This is a genomic window from Haemophilus influenzae (assembly GCF_001457655.1).
GTDB classification, from domain to species: domain Bacteria; phylum Pseudomonadota; class Gammaproteobacteria; order Enterobacterales; family Pasteurellaceae; genus Haemophilus; species Haemophilus influenzae.
In genome coordinates this window covers 1,525,635-1,542,171 of sequence record NZ_LN831035.1, presented here as the reverse complement: position 1 = coordinate 1,542,171, position 16,537 = coordinate 1,525,635, and the positions used below count along the sequence as shown (strand labels likewise).

14 protein-coding genes and 2 pseudogenes are annotated in these 16,537 nt (G+C 37.5%); 14 read left to right on the top strand and 2 right to left on the bottom strand.

Features of this window, described 5'->3' with window-relative positions:
- Positions 1-19: 19 nt before the first annotated feature.
- Positions 20-442, top strand: a pseudogene (locus AT683_RS07610) (5' nucleotidase, NT5C type); the annotation flags it as partial.
- A 16-nt stretch (positions 443-458) separates the two neighbouring features.
- On the top strand, positions 459-1,169 hold the full coding sequence (locus AT683_RS07605) for an SIR2 family NAD-dependent protein deacylase (protein WP_011272571.1): 711 nt from the start codon (positions 459-461) through the stop codon (positions 1,167-1,169).
- Between the two features lie 48 nt (positions 1,170-1,217).
- Here AT683_RS07605 and AT683_RS07600 read toward each other — a convergent pair whose 3' ends face one another.
- Entirely contained in the window at positions 1,218-2,216 is a 999-nt protein-coding gene (locus AT683_RS07600) for a virulence RhuM family protein/type II toxin-antitoxin system death-on-curing family toxin (protein ID WP_038441270.1), read from the bottom strand.
- 218 nt (positions 2,217-2,434) lie between these two features.
- Here AT683_RS07600 and AT683_RS07595 point away from each other — a divergent pair, with 218 nt between their 5' ends.
- The 12 genes and pseudogenes from AT683_RS07595 to recD all read left to right on the top strand — a co-directional run bounded on the left by AT683_RS07595 (position 2,435) and on the right by recD (position 15,944).
- Entirely contained in the window at positions 2,435-2,635 is a 201-nt protein-coding gene (locus AT683_RS07595; protein ID WP_005657409.1) for a DNA translocase FtsK, read from the top strand.
- Positions 2,632-3,477: an SIR2 family NAD-dependent protein deacylase gene (locus AT683_RS07590; protein ID WP_011272573.1), complete on the top strand. Its 846-nt coding sequence runs from the start codon at positions 2,632-2,634 to the stop codon at positions 3,475-3,477. Before AT683_RS07595 ends, AT683_RS07590 begins: the two co-directional genes overlap by 4 nt.
- Complete coding sequence (locus AT683_RS07585; RefSeq protein WP_011961976.1) at positions 3,477-4,238, top strand: PP2C family protein-serine/threonine phosphatase; 762 nt, start codon at positions 3,477-3,479, stop codon at positions 4,236-4,238. The genes AT683_RS07590 and AT683_RS07585 overlap by 1 nt, the downstream gene beginning before the upstream one ends.
- A 77-nt stretch (positions 4,239-4,315) precedes the next feature.
- On the top strand, positions 4,316-5,290 hold the full coding sequence (locus tag AT683_RS07580) for a restriction endonuclease (protein WP_011272575.1): 975 nt from the start codon (positions 4,316-4,318) through the stop codon (positions 5,288-5,290).
- A gap of 76 nt (positions 5,291-5,366) precedes the next feature.
- On the top strand, positions 5,367-7,418 hold the full coding sequence (locus tag AT683_RS07575) for an AAA family ATPase (RefSeq protein WP_050845825.1): 2,052 nt from the start codon (positions 5,367-5,369) through the stop codon (positions 7,416-7,418).
- Between the two features lie 7 nt (positions 7,419-7,425).
- A pseudogene (locus AT683_RS07570) lies at positions 7,426-7,875 on the top strand (sulfatase/phosphatase domain-containing protein); the annotation flags it as partial.
- 81 nt (positions 7,876-7,956) lie between these two features.
- Positions 7,957-8,772 (top strand): D-hexose-6-phosphate mutarotase, encoded by an 816-nt coding sequence (locus AT683_RS07565; RefSeq protein ID WP_058222222.1) that lies wholly within the window; start codon positions 7,957-7,959, stop codon positions 8,770-8,772.
- Positions 8,773-8,901: 129 nt separating this feature from the next.
- Entirely contained in the window at positions 8,902-9,447 is a 546-nt protein-coding gene (infC, locus tag AT683_RS07560) for a translation initiation factor IF-3 (protein ID WP_425287131.1), read from the top strand.
- A 210-nt stretch (positions 9,448-9,657) separates the two neighbouring features.
- Positions 9,658-9,855 (top strand): 50S ribosomal protein L35, encoded by a 198-nt coding sequence (rpmI, locus tag AT683_RS07555; protein WP_005596065.1) that lies wholly within the window; start codon positions 9,658-9,660, stop codon positions 9,853-9,855.
- A 65-nt stretch (positions 9,856-9,920) separates the two neighbouring features.
- Positions 9,921-10,274 (top strand): 50S ribosomal protein L20, encoded by a 354-nt coding sequence (gene rplT / locus AT683_RS07550; RefSeq protein ID WP_005596075.1) that lies wholly within the window; start codon positions 9,921-9,923, stop codon positions 10,272-10,274.
- A 112-nt stretch (positions 10,275-10,386) separates the two neighbouring features.
- Positions 10,387-14,022, top strand: coding sequence for an exodeoxyribonuclease V subunit beta (gene recB, locus AT683_RS07545; RefSeq protein ID WP_038441267.1), 3,636 nt, complete (start codon positions 10,387-10,389; stop codon positions 14,020-14,022).
- Positions 14,022-15,944, top strand: a complete 1,923-nt coding sequence (gene recD, locus AT683_RS07540) for an exodeoxyribonuclease V subunit alpha (protein WP_005688199.1) — start codon at positions 14,022-14,024, stop codon at positions 15,942-15,944. Before recB ends, recD begins: the two co-directional genes overlap by 1 nt.
- Before the next feature lie 68 nt (positions 15,945-16,012).
- On the opposite strand, the gene matP is transcribed toward recD, so the two are convergent.
- Positions 16,013-16,459 (bottom strand): macrodomain Ter protein MatP, encoded by a 447-nt coding sequence (gene matP, locus AT683_RS07535; protein WP_005662425.1) that lies wholly within the window; start codon positions 16,457-16,459, stop codon positions 16,013-16,015.
- Positions 16,460-16,537: the final 78 nt, after the last annotated feature.

Genomic DNA, 16,537 nt, shown 5'->3' with positions numbered 1-16,537 from the left:
CAACAGAGAGGGCATTAAAATGAAGAAAATTGTTTATATTGATATGGATAATGTGATGGTAGATTTTCCATCAGGTATTGCAAAACTAGATGATAAAACCAAGCGAGAATATGAAGGTCGATATGATGAAGTCGAGGGCATTTTTAGCTTAATGGAACCTATGCCGAATGCGATTTCTGCGGTGCATAAATTGATGAAAAAATATCATATTTATGTGCTTTCTACTGCGCCTTGGCATAATCCTTCTGCTTGGAGTGATAAAGTAAAATGGATTCAACATTATTTCGGTGAAGAAAAAGGTTCAGCCTTATATAAACGATTGATTTTATCCCATCATAAAAATCTCAACCAAGGTGATTATTTAATTGATGATCGTACTAAAAATGGTGCTGGCAAATTTCAAGGCGAGCATGTTCATTTTGGTACAGAACAGTTTGCTAATAAAAGGAGCCTGAAAAATGACAGAGAAAAATAAACCAATTTGCGTGGTATTAACGGGAGCTGGCATTAGTGCCGAAAGTGGAATTCCAACTTTTAGATCGGAAGATGGTTTGTGGGCAGGGCATAAAGTAGAAGAAGTTTGTACGCCCGAAGCCTTGCAAAAGAACCGTGCGAAAGTGCTTGATTTCTATAACCAACGCCGTAAAAATGCGGCAGCAGCTAAGCCAAACGCTGCGCATCTCGCCTTAGTTGAACTAGAAAAAGCCTATGATGTGAGAATCATCACGCAAAATGTGGATGATTTACATGAACGTGCCGGCAGCTCGAAGGTGTTGCATTTACACGGTGAATTAAATAAAGCTCGCAGTAGCTTTGATGAAAGTTATATTGTGGATTGTTTTGGTGATCAGAAATTAGAAGATAAAGATCCAAATGGACACCCAATGCGCCCTTACATCGTCTTTTTTGGTGAAATGGTGCCGATGCTAGAACGAGCGGTTGATATTGTGGAACAAGCAGATGTTGTGTTAGTGATTGGCACTTCTTTACAAGTGTATCCAGCCAATGGCTTAGTCAATGAAGCCCCAAGAAAAGCGCCAATTTATCTGATTGATCCTAACCCAAATACAGGATTTGTTCGTAAGCAAGTTATTGCAATCAAAGAAAAAGCAGGCGAGGGTGTGCCAAAAGTGGTGGCAGAGTTATTAGAGAACACCAAAAACTCATAGAAAAATGACCGCACTTTTTAAACAAATAGCGACTTCGGTCGCTATTTATCATTTTTTCTCTTGCTTAAGCATATGCATAATAAGCCTAATAAGCGTTTCTTTTTGTTTCGGATCAGATTCAGCAACTAATAAAGTGAGCGCGGCAAGCCCAGTATCATTGATAACTGGGTATCCATTATGATCAAACAAACGCCCATTTCTATGTAAGAAATCTACAAATAAAAATGCGCCGCTACGTTTATTACCATCTGAAAAAGGATGATTCTTGACGACAAAATAAAGTAAATGCGCCGCTTTTGCTTCAATGCTTGGATAAGCAGGTTCACCAAATACACTTTGATCTAAATTACCTAGAATCGCAGATAAGCCGTTATCTCGTTCACGTCCAAAGAGATCACTTGCTTCACCTTTTGTCATCAGCTGTGATTTTAACTCTGCTAGTGCAGAAAAAGCCTCAGCATAAGTCGGTAATGTACCGCCTTGCTGTGTTTGTGGTTCGGCAAGTAAACCTTCATCATATTGTTGTAGCCATAAAAACGTATGCGTATAACGGCTGACAATATCCACTAATCCGCGACCGCTTTCTAGCGTTAATTCCGATGAATTTGCCGTTTTTTGAATAAGCGCAAGTGCTTGTTCTAATTCGTGAGCATTTTGCTGTAAACGTTTTTGGTTAATGGTATAGCCTTGAGTCAGATATTCTTTTAAACGTGCAGTTGCCCAACGGCGGAAACTAATGCCTTGTTTAGATTTTACTCTATAGCCAACAGAGATAATCATATCTAAATCATAATGCTCAATTTCACGATTGACTTGGCGTTTACCTTCTTGGCGAACTATCCGGAATTTCCGGATAGTTGATTCTTTCTCAAGTTCTTCGTCATCAAATATATTGGTAATGTGCTCATTGATGGTGCGAATATCTTTACCAAATAACATAGCCATCTGCGCTTGGGAAAGCCAAACGGTGTCATTTTCAAATCTCACTTCCACTTGCGTTGTGCCATCTTGAGTTTGGTAAATTTCAATCGGGTTTTGGTTATTCATATTATTTTCCTTAATAACTAACATGTATATATAACCAGATAAATATGCATATTGCAATACAGAGCATCTTATTTGCAAAAAATCTTCTAAAAATAACCGCTTTCAATATTCACAAACGACACAAGTTGTCGCTTCCTTTCATATAATTTCTCCATAAAGAGAAATTCTTTACTTCTTACATATTTATAAAGCCTTTAATTAAGAAAAAGGAGCAAATAATGGCAATGAAAGTAATTATGGCAAGAGATCCACTTTTTGAGGATGTAAAAAAATATGTGCAACAACAAAAATTTGCATCTTGCTCAATGATTCAACGCAGATTTATGTTGGGTTTTAATCGAGCTGGGCAAATTTTAGAACAGTTGGAACAAGCGGGTATTATTTCATCAATGAAAAATGGGCAGAGAAAAGTATTATGAAAAATGATTTGAATTATGCAGTGGAACTTATCCGCAAAGCGGATGGCATTTTAATTACAGCTGGTGCGGGTATGAGCGTGGATTCTGGGCTTCCCGATTTCCGCAGCGTTGGCGGATTTTGGAATGCTTATCCTATGTTTAAAGAACATAATATATCTTTTGAAGAGATCGCAACGCCACTAGCTTATAAGCATAATCAGGAACTAGCCTATTGGTTTTATGGGCATCGATTAGTTCAATACCGAAATACTCTTCCTCACGAAGGGTATCAGATTTTAAAATGCTGGGCGGGAGATAAACCTCATGGATATTTTGTTTTTACCAGTAATGTTGATGGGCATTTTCAAAAGGCTGGTTTTAATGATAGCCATGTTTATGAAGTACATGGTACTTTGGAGCGTCTTCAATGTGTCAATAATTGTCGAGGATTAAGTTGGTCTGCATCAAGTTTTCAACCTGTCGTGGATAATGAAAACTTATGTTTAACCAGTGAAAAACCACATTGTCCTTATTGTGGGGGCTTTGCTCGTCAAAATGTACTAATGTTTAATGATTGGAGTTATGCAAGTCAATATCAGGATTTTAAAAAAGTGCGGTTAGAATCGTGGTTAAAAGAAGTGCAAAATCTCGTCGTTATCGAACTGGGAGCAGGAAAAGCCATTCCAACTGTGCGTCGATTTTCTGAACGTACGGCGAAAGCAAAAAAAGGGGGGGTTATCCGTATTAACCCACAAGATGCAGGCGTGCCGAAAATGCACTTTTTAAGTCTAGAAATGAAAGCGTTAGATGCACTAAAAGCGATTGATCGCCTTCTAAATCCTTCTCAACAAGCGGTTGAATAATGGAAAATTTTTGCGAAATTACCTTTTGCCAACAAATTGGCAGCAACAAGCGACGCAACCAAGATGCCCTTTTTAATGGCGAGGCGGTGTTTCAATATAAACTCAAAACGGCTGAAAAACGCCTTGAAAACCGACCGCACTTTATTGTGGGCGTGGCAGATGGTATTTCTAATAGCAACCGACCTGAAAAAGCGAGCAAATTGGCTATGCAATTATTAAGCCAAATGGAAAGTATAAACCGTCAAACGATCTACGATTTACAATCCAGTTTATCAGCAGAATTAGCTGAGGATTATTTTGGTTCGGCGACCACATTTGTGGCTGCCGAAATTGATCAAATAACCCGTAAAGCGAAAATTCTCAGCGTAGGCGATAGTCGTGCTTATTTAATTGATGCCCAAGGAAAATGGCAACAAATCACCCAAGATCATTCTATTCTTTCTGAATTATTGACTGATTTCCCCGATAAAAAAGAAGAAGATTTTGCCACGATTTATGGCGGCGTTTCTTCTTGTTTAGTCGCCGATTATTCCGAATTTCAAGATAAAATTTTTTATCAAGAAATTGAAATTCAGCAAGGGGAAAGTTTATTACTTTGTTCTGACGGCTTGACCGACGGGCTTTCAGATGAAATGCGCGAAAAAATTTGGCAGAAATATCCCGATGATAAATATCGCCTTACGGTTTGCCGCAAGATGATTGAGAAGCAATCGTTTTCGGATGATTTGTCGGTAGTTTGTTGTCATTCTATTATTGAGTAAAAAATATGTTTAAATTGTTTTTTTTTTGCTCAATTATCTATAATTCGGTGAATTTTAACTAGAAATAAGGAAAAACTATGTTTGAAAAAATTGAACCTACTAATATTCGTTTTATTAAATTAGGCATAAAAGGATGTTGGGAAAAAGATTGTATTGATAAAAATAGTACAGCAAGTACAAAAAATACGATTCGTCTTGGCTATGAATCTACATCAGAGATTCACAAAGAATGTTTGAATAATCAATGGGATAGTTGTATTGAATATTGTAAAACTTATTGGAGTGACCATACAGGAACTGTTTCAAATCACTTGAGACAAATTCAAGATTTTTATCAACTTGGGGAAGATACACTTTGGATCACCTTCTTTGGACGTAAATTATATTGGGCTTTTTGCAGTAAAGAGGTTGTTGAGGAAAGCGATGGTTCTAGAACAAGAAAAGTTATTAGTAACAATGGGAATTGGTCTTGCGTTGATGCTAACGGTAAAGAGCTTTTAGTCGATAATCTTGATGGTAGAGTAACAAAGGTCCAAGCCTATAGAGGGACGATTTGTGGTGTTGAGATGGAGGACTATTTAATACGTCGTATAAATGGTGAAGTTATTGAGGAAATTACAGAAGCGAAAGAGGCGTATGAAACATTAATTAAATCAGTTGAAAAATTAATTAAAGGTTTATGGTGGAGTGACTTTGAACTTTTAACGGATCTTGTTTTTTCTAAATTAGGATGGCAACGATACTCTGTTTTAGGTAAAACGGAGAAAGGAATAGATCTTGATTTGTATTCGTCTTCAACGCAGAAGAGAGTATTTGTGCAAATTAAGTCAGATACGGATATTAAACAATTAGACGAATATGTTTCGAACTTTGAAAGTGAATATAAAAACTATGGTTATTCAGAAATGTATTACGTATATCATTCTGGTTTAGAAAACATAGATGAAAAACAATATCAAGCTAAAGGAATTAAGCTTGTAAATGGCCGAAAAATGGCAGAGCTTGTAATTAGTGCTGGTTTAGTTGAATGGTTGATTAACAAACGTTCTTAAAACTATCCTTAACGACACCTTTTGTCGCACTACTCACTAAAATACTCCTTACCAACCCAGTAAGGAGTATTTTTTTATGTCTGAATATAAATTAAACCCACCGACAGTGTCTTCTTATACTGAAAATATGATGCTTAAAGTTTTATTTGAGCATAAAGGTTTTTCCGAAGTGTTTCGGGAGACTAGCTGGCGAAGTGATGAAATTGCCAGTGCATTTGGGCTGCCTGAAGAATTAGAGAATGATAAAAATTTACGCACGGTTGCTCGTCGGCTTTTAAAAGAGCGGTATAAAAAACTCCAAAAATCCACCGCACTTTTACCTGAGTTATGGAAACAGGCGTATGAAAATTTGGCAACGTTGGCAGAATTTTTGCAACTGAATCCCGTTGAACAGGAACTTCTCCGCTTTGCCATGCATTTACGTAGTGAAGGAGCTATGCGAGATTTGTTTGGCTACTTGCCGAAATCGGATTTACAAAGAACGGCTGCGATCATGGCGGATTTACTTAAACAGCCGAAAAATCAGATTCTATCTGCCTTAAAGAAAGGCAGTAAACTCGATGCTTATGGCCTGATTGATCGCGATTATCGCCCCGATAGTGTGCATGATTATTTAGATTGGGGCGAAACCTTAGATTTTGATGAATTTGTGACACAACCATTAAACGAAAACGTCCTATTAAAATCTTGTACGGAAGTCGCTCAAGTGCCAAGTCTGCAACTGGATGATTTTGACCATATTGCCGGCATGAAAGAGATGATGTTGACTTATTTGCAACAAGCACTAAAACATCATCGAAAAGGCGTGAATCTTTTAATTTATGGCGTGCCTGGCACTGGTAAAACAGAATTCGCCGGGTTGCTTGCACAGGCGTTGGGGATTTCGGCGTATAACATTACTTACATGGATTCTGACGGAGATGTTGTGAAGGCAGAGCAACGCCTGAACTACAGTCGTCTTGCTCAAACGCTATTGAACGGCAAGCAGGCGCTTTTAATTTTTGATGAAATTGAAGATGTGTTTAACGGCTCGTTTATGGAGCGTTCTGTTGCACAAAAAAATAAAGCGTGGACAAATCAGTTATTGGAAAACAATAACGTGCCGATGATTTGGTTATCTAACTCTGTTTCGGGCATAGATCCTGCTTTTTTACGCCGCTTTGATTTTATTTTAGAAATGCCAGATTTGCCGTTGAAAAATAAGTCAGCACTGATTACGCAACTGACTGAGGGAAAATTAAGTCCGGCCTATGTGCAGCATTTTGCTAAAGTGCGGTCATTAACGCCGGCGATTTTAAGCCGCACAATTCGGGTGGCAAAGGAACTCAATACATCAAATTTTGCTGAGACTTTGCTCATGATGTTTAATCAAACGTTAAAATCGCAAAATAAACCGAAAATTGAACCGCTTGTTTTAGGCAAAGCCGACTACAACTTGGATTATGTGGCTTGTAACGACAATATTCATCGTATTAGTGAAGGGTTAAAACGGTCGAAAAAAGGGCGAATTTGTTGCTATGGCCCGCCGGGAACAGGAAAAACTGCTTGGGCAGCGTGGCTTGCGGAACAGTTGGACATGCCGCTATTGCTAAGACAAGGCTCAGATTTACTTAATCCTTATGTGGGCGGGACAGAACAAAATATTGCTCAAGCCTTTGAACAAGCGAAAGCCGATAATGCAATATTGGTGCTAGATGAAGTAGATACGTTCTTATTTTCTAGAGAAGGCGCAAATCGAAGCTGGGAGCGTTCGCAAGTGAATGAAATGCTAACACAAATTGAACGCTTTGAGGGCCTGATGGTGGTATCAACAAATTTAATTGAGGTTCTTGATCACGCAGCTTTACGCCGTTTTGATTTAAAATTGAAGTTTGATTATTTAACGCTCAAACAACGCTTAGATTTTGCTAAACAACAAGCAGAAATTTTAGGATTGCCGTTGTTATCGGAAGAGGATTTAAGTCAGATTGAATCGCTTAATCTGCTGACACCAGGGGATTTTGCTGCAGTGGCTCGTCGTCACCAATTTTCCCCTTTTCACAAGGTGCAAGATTGGCTGATGGCACTACAAGGGGAATGTGAAGTGAAACCAGCGTTTTCTGCAACGACAAGGCGGATAGGGTTCTAAACAGCCATACAACATTCCGATGATTATCAAAGATCCAAACTCTGATCGTGTAAATCAAGAAGATGATAACCTTGTTTATCTTCACGACTTAACTTCAACAGTCTTTGATTTAGCCAATCAAAAAGTGCCAGAAAGTTTTGAAGGGCAGAGCATTCTTCCGATTATGCGCCAACACCAAGATAACCAACGAAAAGGTGTACTTGGTCAGCTTGCGGGGCATTTTGTGTATTTTGAACAGCGTATGTGGCGTCGTAAAGATTACAAACTCGTATTTAATGCGACTGATGTTTGCGAACTTTACAACATCCGTAACGATCCAGAAGAAATGCACAATTTGTTTTATGATCCTCAATATAACAGAATCAAAAAAGAGATGTTGGAAGAAATTCGTGCAGAGATGAAACGTCTGAATGACCCACTGGAAAATTGGGTTTATCGAATTATTGACGAAATTTAATCAAAGTCGTAGATTAAGGGCGTATCTGATACGCCCTTTGTTATCTCTGCACCTTATTTATCTTTTAAAATAGGAATAAACATGAAAACAACATTACTAAAAACACTGACACCAGAACTTCATCTTGTTCAACATAATGATATTCCCATTCTTTATCTAAAACACGCTGTTGGAACAGCAAAAATTTCCCTGCAAGGGGCACAGCTTATCAGTTGGAAACCGCAAAATGCGAAGCAAGATGTATTATGGCTAAGTGAAGTAGAGCCATTCAAAAATGGCAATGCTATTCGTGGTGGTGTACCGATTTGCTATCCTTGGTTTGGTGGCGTAAAACAACCTGCGCACGGCACAGCTCGTATTCGTTTATGGCAGTTAAGCCATTATGATATTTCAGCCCATAAAGTGCGGTTAGAATTTGAGTTGTTTTCTGATTTAAATATTATCGAAGCGAAAATTGCTATGGTATTTACAGACAAATGTCATTTAACTTTTACCCATTATGGCGAAGAATCAGCCCAAGCAGCATTACATACCTATTTTAATATTGGGGATATTAATCAAGTGGAAGTACAAGGTTTACCTGAAACTTGTTTTAATAGCTTAAACCAACAACAAGAAAATGTTCCGTCACCGCGTCACATTTCTGAAAATGTTGATTGCGTTTATTCCGCAGAAAACATGCAGAATCAAATCCTAGATAAAAGTTTCAATCGTACAATTGCACTGCATCATCATAATGCAAGTCAATTTGTCCTTTGGAATCCTTGGCACAAAAAGACGAGTGGAATGAGTGAAACTGGCTATCAAACGATGTTGTGCTTAGAAACTGCACGCATTCATCACTTACTTGAATTTGGCGAAAGTTTAAGCGTGGAAATTTCGCTTATTAAAGGCTAAATTTTGTTGCATAAGTGGTGTGAATACTATAGAATTCGTGGGATTTTGCTCGTTTCTCGCGGGCAACAAATTTGAAATCTTTTATTTTTAGCGAAAAGATTTTTACTATTAACCAATAGAAGGAATACGATTATTAAAACCGTAAAAAAAGCACCGGCAGTAAATCGCCCAAACCGTATCAATGAAGAGATTCGTGTAAAAGAAGTTCGTTTAATTGACCAAAATGGTGAACAGGCAGGGATTGTTTCTATTCAACAAGCCCTAGAAATGGCAGAACAAGCAGAGCTTGATCTTGTTGAAATTAGCCCAAATGCAGAGCCGCCGGTTTGTCGCATTATGAACTACGGTAAATTCCTTTACGAAAAAAGTAAAACCGCTAAAGAACAAAAGAAAAAACAAAAAGTTGTGCAAGTTAAGGAAATTAAATTCCGCCCTGGCACAGACGAAGGTGACTATCAAGTTAAATTACGCAGCTTAATCCGTTTCTTAGAAGACGGTGACAAAGCGAAAATTACCGTGCGTTTCCGCGGTCGTGAAATGGCTCATCAAGACATCGGTTTAGATGTATTAGAGCGCGTAAAAAATGATTTAGCTGAAATTTCAGTGGTTGAATCTGCACCAGGTAAATTAGAAGGCCGTCAGGCTGTAATGGTGTTAGCACCGAAGAAAAAATAAGAATTTTGCTGAGATTCTTCAGCAAATCTTTTTGTTTAAGTTTGACTTAAATGAAAAGACAACTGCATGTTAGGCACACTACGCAGCCTAACTGCTTTTGAAAAGGCAATTTAATTTGCCTTATGATGGAAATGATCAGTGCTTCCAAGTAACTTTATAAGTTCGCCTGATTATGTTGTTTTAAACGAAAAATGCGGAGTTATTTTAACAATGCCTAAAATCAAAACAGTACGCGGCGCAGCGAAGCGCTTCAAAAAAACTGCTTCTGGTGGTTTCAAGCGTAAACAATCTCACTTACGTCATATTTTGACTAAAAAAACAACTAAACGTAAACGTCATTTACGTCATAAATCAATGGTTGCGAAAGCAGACCAAGTTTTAGTAGTAGCTTGCTTACCATACGCATAAGCCGTTATTTAAGCAAAACGTACGATTAGTTCATTTTAGAAAAATATTACATAGGAGATTAAATAATGGCTCGTGTAAAACGTGGTGTTATTGCAAGAGCACGCCATAAGAAAGTTCTTAAGGCTGCTAAAGGTTATTATGGTGCACGTTCACGCGTGTATCGCGTTGCTTTCCAAGCGGTGATCAAAGCTGGTCAATACGCATATCGTGACCGTCGTCAACGTAAACGTCAATTCCGTCAATTATGGATTGCACGTATCAACGCTGCAGCGCGTCAAAACGGTTTATCTTACAGCAAATTCATCAACGGCTTGAAAAAAGCATCTGTTGAAATCGACCGTAAGATTCTTGCTGATATCGCTGTATTCGACAAAGTAGCGTTTGCTGCATTAGTTGAAAAAGCAAAATCTGCACTTTAATTTTTTAAAGTTTAGATAAAGAAGAATTAGGACGCTGAAAAGCGTCCTTTTTTTGCATTTGTGACTTCAAATTTTGTAAAATGATGCCATTAGTTCTCATCTGTTAAAATCTATGGCCGAAACAATCCCACTGAATCCCATCACGCTACCTTTAAATCAAATTAGCTTAATCGAAGCATCTGCTGGTACGGGAAAAACCTACACTATTGGTTCTTTATATCTCCGACTTTTATTAAAGGCGGGAGAAAATAATTTTTCACGTCCATTAAATGTGGAAGAAATTCTGGTGGTAACCTTTACGGAAATGGCAACAGAAGAACTCAAGAAAAAAATTCGTGAGCGTATAACAGATGCGATTAATAAACTCACTGCCTTTGCTAAAACCCAAGATAAATCCGCATTTAAAAATGATGAATTTCTTACCGCACTTTGTGATAATTTAGATATTTTTGAGGCAATTCATCGCTTAAAGTTAGCTGAACAAAATATGGATCTGGCGGCGATTTATACCATTCACGGTTTTTGTCGCCGTATGTTGATGCAATATGCTTTCCATTCTGGCATTCATTTCAATTTAGAATTAATAAAAGATCAATCTGATTTATTAGTTCGTTTTGCTAATGAATTTTGGCGAGAGCATTTTTATCCGTTGGATTTTGAATCTGCGAATTTTATCGCGACAGAATTAGTATCACCAGCAAAGGTGTTGTCTTTGTTGAAAGCGGATTTAGGTAAAGATTTGCAGGTGGAGATTGAAAATAAACAGGCGTTATCTGTACCAATACAAATCTTTTTACCGCAATATCTTGGTGGTTATCAAAAGGCGTTGAATGAATTAAAGGCATTTTGGTTAGAAAGTGCGGATGAAATTTTAGCGATTATTACCAATGAACTGGAGAAAGATTATCCAAAAGATCAGTTGAAATCGTTAAATCGTAAAAAGTACCAAGTAAAGCGTTTAGGGGATTGGATTAATAAAATCAATCAATGGTCAAATAATCCTAGAGATTATCAAATTAATACCACATTGAAAGACTATTTCCTACAATCATCTATTGAGAAAAATTGCGAAGAATCAACGGATAAAAATAAAGATAAAAAAACCGCAACGCCTTTTTATTCCCCGATTTTTGCAGAGCTTGAAAAGCGCGTTAATGCCTTAATGACACCAGATTTACTAAGCAAACTCACTCTTTATCATTATCGACAAGGCTTACAACAAAAACTTTTAGACTATAAACTAAATCATCAAGAAAAATCCTTTGATGATTTATTGCGTTTGCTTTGTGAAGCCCTGCAAGATGCGCAAGGGGATGAATTAGCGGAAATGATTCGTTTCCAATATCCTTTTGCGATGATTGATGAATTTCAGGATACGGATTCACAACAATACGCTATTTTTTCAAAAATTTATCGTGATAATCCCGAAAAAAATACTGGTTTTATTATGATTGGTGATCCGAAGCAGGCGATTTATCGTTTCCGTGGCGCAGATATTTTTACTTATCTAAAAGCCTCAGACGAAGCCCAATCTCGCTTTGAACTCACTAAAAATTATCGTTCAGAGAAGCATTTGGTTGATGGTGTAAATGCTTTATTCGATTTTCCTCAATCGCCATTTATTTATCAAAATATTAAATTTACTGCTGTTGATTCTCGTGATGATCATCTGCGATTTTATTTAAATGGCAAAGCCGAACCAGCTTATCGTTTTTATCTAACTGAAAGTGACAAAGTGAATAAAACTGAAATGGCAAAAATATGTGCTATTTCTATTCAACATTGGCTAAAAAGTGCGGCTGAAAATCAGGCAGTTTTTCAAAATGAAGATACTCGTAAAACATTGCAAGCGGCAAATATTGCCGTATTAGTGCGTGATAAAAATGAAGCGGCTTTAGTAAAAAATGAATTGCAAAAATTAGGGATCGCGTCAGTTTATCTTTCTGATCAAAATAGCGTATTTGATAGCAATGTTGCGAAAGAATTAGCTTGGGTGCTTAAAGCCTGTTTGAATGTGGCAGAACGTCCAATTTTGAACGCGATTGCGACCGCACTTTTTGGCTTAAATGCAGCGGATATTCATCAAATTCAGCAAAATGAAGCAGATTGGCAACGTTGGGCAGATAGTTTTGCTCAATACCAACAAACTTGGCAACGCCAAGGAATATTGGCAATGTTACATCAAATTTTATTGGAGCAAGGCATTTCAGAACGCTTATTAAGCCAAGCCACGGGCGAGCGAGATTTAACGGATTTCCTACATTTGGCAGAAATTTTACAACAAGCTGCCACGCTACACGAAAGTGAATCGGCATTGCTCAGTTGGTTTGAAAAACAAATTCAAGGCGAAGGTCGTCAAGAGGCTCAAATTCGTTTAGAAAGTGAACGCCAGTTGGTAAAAATAGTGACAATCCATAAATCTAAAGGCTTAGAATATGATTTAGTTTGGCTACCATTTTTAGCTGTGCCGAGCAAAGATCCAAGTAAAAAAGACATCAATATTTATTATTCTAAAGAACGAGATGAAACCTTATGGGATATAGAAAATCGCAATTTAAACGCTCTTTGTGAAGAAACTTTTGCTGAAGAATTACGTTTACTTTATGTGGCTTTAACACGTGCCAAATATCAAATGGCATTCGCGTTGCCTGCACAATTTGATAAAAAATGGAATGCCTTACATTATGTATTAAGCCAAGGTGAAATAGGCAAGGAAATAAATTTGTCGAATTCTAAAGATACCGAGACGTTGTTGCAAGCCTTTAAAGAAAAAATGCGAGATAATGTGGAAATCTGTACTAAGCCAAATCTAGAGGCTTTTCCGGCTTTATCTATCAATACAAAAAATGATGAGCTTAAAGCCGCAGAATTTACGGGCAATATTGAGCAAGATTGGCGAATAACCAGTTTTACTTCAATTGAACAAGGTCATCGCCGACAAAATTATTTCGCTGAAAGTGCGGAGAAAAAACACGCTGTTTTTGATGACGCAAAAGATTACGATAGTCAAAATGCTATTGAAATATCCACCGCACTTTTAAACGAAAATGAATCAAATATTTTAGATTTACCACGAGGTAAACAAGTCGGGACTGCATTGCATCGCCATTTTGAAAATTGCTATTTTTCTGATTTAGCAAATATAGAAGAAATTGACAAATTAAGACAATCCTTACAGTTAGATGAAACTTTTACAGAGCCGCTACAAAATTGGCTACAACAGATTTCACATACGCCACTTTCTCATGAAATAGGAATAGCATTAGCTGATTTGGCAAATAAAGATTGCATTAAAGAAATGCCATTTTATCTGGCTATTTGGGAACATTTTGATGTTGAAGAGTTTAATCGCACATTGAAAGCCCATCATCATTTACCAAGCGAGCCACTTCAATTTGAGCAAATTCAAGGAATGGTGAGAGGTTCAATTGACTTAGTTTTCCGCCATAATGGAAAATATTATCTTATTGATTATAAATCTAATTTCTTAGGTTCAACCCTTGCTGACTACAATCAAGAGGCATTGAAAAAAGAAATGTTACACAGTCACTATGATTGGCAATATTTAATTTATACGCTGGCATTACATCGTTATTTACAAAGCGTTGTGCCTCATTACGATTATGCACGAGATTTCGGCGGGGTATTTTATCTTTTCTTACGTGGAATGAACGGTGAACCACAATCTGGCGTATTTTACGATCGTCCAAGCGTTGAATTAATCACAGAATTAGACGGGGTGTTTTAATGTTATCTGTATTACACAAACTTAAAGAGCAGCGCATTCTTTCTCAAGGTGATTATTATTTTGCTAAGTTGATAGCTGATAAACAATGTCATACGGATTATGCGGAACCAATCAAAAATTTAGCTATATTATTAGCCGCACTTTGTAGTTGGCGTTATACGCAGGGAAATACTTGCAGCCAATTAGATCGCTATTTAGAACATAATTTATTTGGCTTGGCTTATCGCACTACAGAAGAAGACTATTTAGCTGAAATTCGTGAAAAGATTGGTTATTTAGCTGTGGAAGATTGGCAAAATGCGTTGTGCGGGCATATGGCATTTACGCAAGATCCCGTCAATCAAATTGCACCAATGGTATTTCAATTTGGCGCGTTGTATTTCTATCGTACTTGGCAAGATGAATATCGTATCGCGCAATATATAAAAAACACTTTAAAAAAACACCGCACTTTAGCCTTTTCTTATGATGAAATTCATCAAAAATTAGAGAAATATTTCCCTGAAAAACAGGAAAAAACAGATTGGCAAAAAGTGGCAGTGGCGACAGCGATTAAAAGTCCATTTTCGATTATTACGGGTGGCCCAGGAACAGGAAAAACCACGACAGTTACGCGTTTATTGCTCGTTCTACAAGAATTATTTGATTGTAAATTACACATCAAATTGGTTGCACCGACTGGCAAAGCCGCCTCCCGTTTGGAAGAGTCGATTAAAAATGCGTTAGGTTTTATGCAAGAAAAAATGAATGTATCCCATTCACTTTTCAATGCGATTCCACAAAAAGCCAGCACCTTGCATAGTTTACTGGGCGTGAACGCCTTTAATGATTACACGCGCTATAACAGCCATAACCCTTTGCAATTAGATGTGTTAGTTGTCGATGAAACATCAATGATTGATTTGCCGATGATGGTAAAACTTATCAATGCGTTAAAGCCCGAAACCCGATTAATTTTATTAGGCGATCAGGCACAATTAGCCTCTGTTGAGGCTGGGGCTGTATTGGGGGAATTAGCTCAATTTGTTACTCAACCTTATAGTCATGAACAAGTCGCATACTTACTAGCAACAACAGGCTACAAAGTAGAAGGTTCCGATTGTTCAAATCCAATACGTGATTGCTTATGCCATCTAACAGAAAGTCGCCGTTTTGATAAAGATTCAGGCATTGGAAAATTGGCTGAATTCATTCAAAAAGGCAAAGCAGACGATAGCCTTGAGTTATTTGACCATTATCCGCAAGAATTGCACTTTAATGCCCTAAATGATGAAAGCGATGCGGTCAATCAAGTGGTGAAAAGTGCGGTGGAAAATTACCGCACTTTCTTAAAAATGTTGGACGATTTACGTAAACAAAAAATTGATCCTAACGCTAAAAATGAACAAGGCATTTCCTATGCCGAAGCCATTCAAGCGCAATTTAATTCTGTGAGATTTTTAACCGCACTTCGTAATAACAATTTAGGTGTCGAAAATCTCAATAAAGAAATTGCGTTAGCGTTGCGAGAGCAAAAATTGCTTTGGTTCCGTAATGAACAAGATTGGTATATCGGCAAGCCAATTATGATTACTGAAAATGATCATAACGTTCGCCTTTATAACGGCGATATTGGACTATGCTTGGCAAATGGCAAAGTATGGTTTGGCAATCGAGAAGTGCTGACAAACCGAATTCCAGCGCACGAACCCGCTTTTATGATGACGATTCATAAATCTCAAGGTTCCGAATTTGAACACACTGTCATGGTGCTTCCAACAGAAGTAAATCCAGTACTGTCGCGAGAATTAGTTTTCACGGGCGTCACTCGTGCGAAAAAAGAACTCACTGTATTTGCCGATGAAAAAATATGGAAAACAGCGATTCGTCAGACCGTCAAACGCCAGAGCGGATTGGGAAAATTATTGGAAGATTTAAATTAGTAAAAGGCGGTAAATTTGGAAGATAAATCAATCAGATAATCTCCATTTAAAATAACTTTTGGGGAAGATTATTTTAATAAATTCTTCAAACTGGTTTTCATTGCTGCCATTTGATTTTCAAATTGTGCCTTGCTTTCTCTTTCGTCAATCATATAGGTAATTGTTTCCGAAAGTGTCATCTTCATTTTTCGAGAATATTTAGAAAGACGTAGCCAAACAGCATATTCCAAATCAATGGATTTTTTCTTGGTATGTTGTTTTTCTCCATTAAAAAAGCGTTTACGGCGGGCACGAATGGCTTGATCAAGCTTAATTGGTAAGGCTGGAGAAAGATGATTTTTAATCCATTCTTCAATTTGTGAAGGATAATTTTGGGATTCTAATAATTCTTGGGCTTTAGCTTCTTGCAAACTACGTTCTTCGTAGCGAGTAATATTTTCCCCTTCGCGATGTTTACGAATTAGGTAAATCCATTTCCAATTTGATTCTTGATTTTCGAGTTTTTGGTATTTCATTTTTTATCATTGAGTGACGTGGTAACTGCATTAATATACGTGTTTTTATGCCGATTTTCTAGTGGATTTTCACAAGGC

What these genes read in the sequence shown, in the direction of transcription:
- AT683_RS07580 (WP_011272575.1), top strand. Translation starts at nt 4,316, where the DNA reads ATGTTTGAAAAAATTGAACCTACTAATATTCGTTTTATTAAATTAGGC.
- rpmI (WP_005596065.1), top strand. Translation starts at nt 9,658, where the DNA reads ATGCCTAAAATCAAAACAGTACGCGGCGCAGCGAAGCGCTTCAAAAAA.
- AT683_RS07605 (WP_011272571.1), top strand. Translation starts at nt 459, where the DNA reads ATGACAGAGAAAAATAAACCAATTTGCGTGGTATTAACGGGAGCTGGC.
- AT683_RS07585 (WP_011961976.1), top strand. Translation starts at nt 3,477, where the DNA reads ATGGAAAATTTTTGCGAAATTACCTTTTGCCAACAAATTGGCAGCAAC.
- AT683_RS07595 (WP_005657409.1), top strand. Translation starts at nt 2,435, where the DNA reads ATGGCAATGAAAGTAATTATGGCAAGAGATCCACTTTTTGAGGATGTA.
- AT683_RS07565 (WP_058222222.1), top strand. Translation starts at nt 7,957, where the DNA reads ATGAAAACAACATTACTAAAAACACTGACACCAGAACTTCATCTTGTT.
- recD (WP_005688199.1), top strand. Translation starts at nt 14,022, where the DNA reads ATGTTATCTGTATTACACAAACTTAAAGAGCAGCGCATTCTTTCTCAA.
- AT683_RS07600 (WP_038441270.1), bottom strand. Translation starts at nt 2,216, where the DNA reads ATGAATAACCAAAACCCGATTGAAATTTACCAAACTCAAGATGGCACA.
- AT683_RS07575 (WP_050845825.1), top strand. Translation starts at nt 5,367, where the DNA reads ATGTCTGAATATAAATTAAACCCACCGACAGTGTCTTCTTATACTGAA.
- AT683_RS07590 (WP_011272573.1), top strand. Translation starts at nt 2,632, where the DNA reads ATGAAAAATGATTTGAATTATGCAGTGGAACTTATCCGCAAAGCGGAT.
- recB (WP_038441267.1), top strand. Translation starts at nt 10,387, where the DNA reads ATGGCCGAAACAATCCCACTGAATCCCATCACGCTACCTTTAAATCAA.
- matP (WP_005662425.1), bottom strand. Translation starts at nt 16,459, where the DNA reads ATGAAATACCAAAAACTCGAAAATCAAGAATCAAATTGGAAATGGATT.
- rplT (WP_005596075.1), top strand. Translation starts at nt 9,921, where the DNA reads ATGGCTCGTGTAAAACGTGGTGTTATTGCAAGAGCACGCCATAAGAAA.